2 protein-coding genes are annotated in these 2,014 nt (G+C 77.9%); one reads left to right on the forward strand and one right to left on the reverse strand.

Features of this window, described 5'->3' with window-relative positions:
- The first annotated feature begins 55 nt into the window (after positions 1–55).
- Positions 56–1,492: an amidase gene (locus tag GL263_RS25640; RefSeq protein WP_438948005.1), complete on the forward strand. Its 1,437-nt coding sequence runs from the start codon at positions 56–58 to the stop codon at positions 1,490–1,492.
- A 404-nt stretch (positions 1,493–1,896) separates the two neighbouring features.
- On the opposite strand, the gene GL263_RS25645 is transcribed toward GL263_RS25640, so the two are convergent.
- A partial coding sequence (locus GL263_RS25645; protein WP_182858126.1) for a DUF3830 family protein occupies positions 1,897–2,014 on the reverse strand: 118 nt, incomplete at its 5' end.

Raw genomic sequence — 2,014 nt, forward strand, 5'->3', positions numbered from 1 at the left:
CACTCGGGACCTCCGGCGGGTCCGCCGTTCCCGCCGCACCCGCCGGAGGTCCCGAGTGAGCAGCACCCTGCCGGAGCCGAGCACCACCCGCCGCCCGGCGCCGCCGGACGCCCCGACCGGGCTGGCCGCCCTGACCGCCGGCCAGCTCCTCACCGGCTACGCCTCCGGCGCCTTCTCCCCCGTCGAGGCCACCCGCGCCGTCCTGGAACGCGCCGAGCTGGCGCAGCGGACCGTGAACGCGTTCGTCCGCATCGACGCCGAACAGGCCCTGGAACAGGCCGAGTCCGCCACAGAGCGGTGGCGGCGCGGCGAGCCGGCCGGGCTGCTCGACGGCGTACCCGTCACCGTCAAGGACATCCTGCTGCAACGCGGCGGGCCGACGCTGCGCGGCTCGTGGGCGATCTCCGAGCACGGTCCCTGGAAGGAGGACGCCCCGGCCGTCGCGCGCCTGCGCGAACACGGCGCGGTGCTGCTCGGCAAGACCACCACCCCCGAGTTCGGCTGGAAGGGCGTCACCGACAGCCCCCGCCACGGCGCCACCGGCAACCCCCACGACCCGGCCCGCACCGCCGGCGGCTCCAGCGGCGGCAGCGCGGCGGCCGTCGCGCTCGGCGCGGGACCGCTGTCGCTCGGCACCGACGGCGGCGGCTCGGTCCGCATCCCGGCCGCGTTCTGCGGGATCTTCGCCCTCAAACCGACGTACGGGCGGGTGCCGATCTACCCGGCCAGCGCCTTCGGCACCCTCGCGCACGTCGGCCCGATGACGGCGGACGCCGCCGACGCGGCCCTGCTGATGGACGTCGTCTGCGGCCCCGACGCCCGCGACTGGTCCCAGCTCGGCCCGGCCCCCGGCAGCTACCGCGAGGGCCTGTCGGGCGGGGTGGCGGGGCTGCGCGTCGCGTACTCCCCCGACTTCGGCGGCCGGGTCCGCGTCGACCCGGCGGTCGCGGCGGCGGTCCGGCGGTCGGTCGACCTGCTGGCGGAGCTCGGCGCGCACGTCGAGGAGGCGGACCCCGACTTCCCCGACCCCGTCGAGCCGTTCCACGTCCTGTGGTTCAGCGGCGCCGCGCGCGTCACCGAGAGCTTCACCGAGCAGCAGCGGGCCCGGATGGACCCGGGACTCGCCGAGATCTGCCGGGAGGGCGCGGGCTACTCGGCGCTCGACTACCTGGCGGCAGTCGACGTCCGCATGGCGCTGGGCCGGCACATGGGCGCCTTCCACGAGCGCTACGACCTGCTGGTGACGCCGACCCTGCCGGGCACGGCCTTCGGCATCGGCCGGGAGGTCCCGGAGGGCTCCGGCCTCACCCGCTGGACGGGCTGGACGCCCTTCACCTACCCCTTCAACATGACGCAGCAGCCGGCCGCCTCGGTGCCGTGCGGCGCGGACGCCGCCGGGCTCCCCGTCGGCGTCCAACTCGTCGCCGCCCGCCACGAGGACGCCCTGGTGCTGCGCGCCGCCCACGCGCTGCTCGCCGCGACGGCCCGCTGAAGCGGACCGCCCCGACCACTCGGCCGCACCGGCGCCTCACTCGCGGCCCCTCACCGAGCGGCCCACCAGGCTGCTCGGCGTGGGGCCTGGTGGGCCGGTCCCACCAGACCGGTCGGCCGCGTCCGGACGGGCATGCCACGCCCAGGCCGCCTGCCCCGGTGCGGCCCCGGACAGGTCAGGCCCGACAGGCCCGGCCGCCCCTCCCGGACAGGCCCACCAGGACCAGCCACGCCGAGCGGGCAGGGCCCGAACGGGCCAGTGGGTTCGGCCGGACCAGGCCGGGCCAGGGCGGCCGCACCCGGCACATGGCTGGCGGGGACCCACCGGCGCGGTGGGCGGGGCGGCCCTGCCACGTGGCGGCCGGGTCGTGTCGGCGGGTCGGCGCCGCTCACGGCGGCGCGCCCTCAGAGGCGGCGGAAGTTGAGGGTCTCGCCGACGGCGCCGGTGCGCCAGAGGTCCTGGCAGGCGGCGGCCATCTCGTCCAGGCCGGAGACGACGGCGCCCCACACGATCCCCGGCCTG

This window comes from Streptomyces durbertensis, assembly GCF_014156695.1.
GTDB classification, from domain to species: Bacteria; Actinomycetota; Actinomycetes; order Streptomycetales; family Streptomycetaceae; genus Streptomyces; species Streptomyces durbertensis.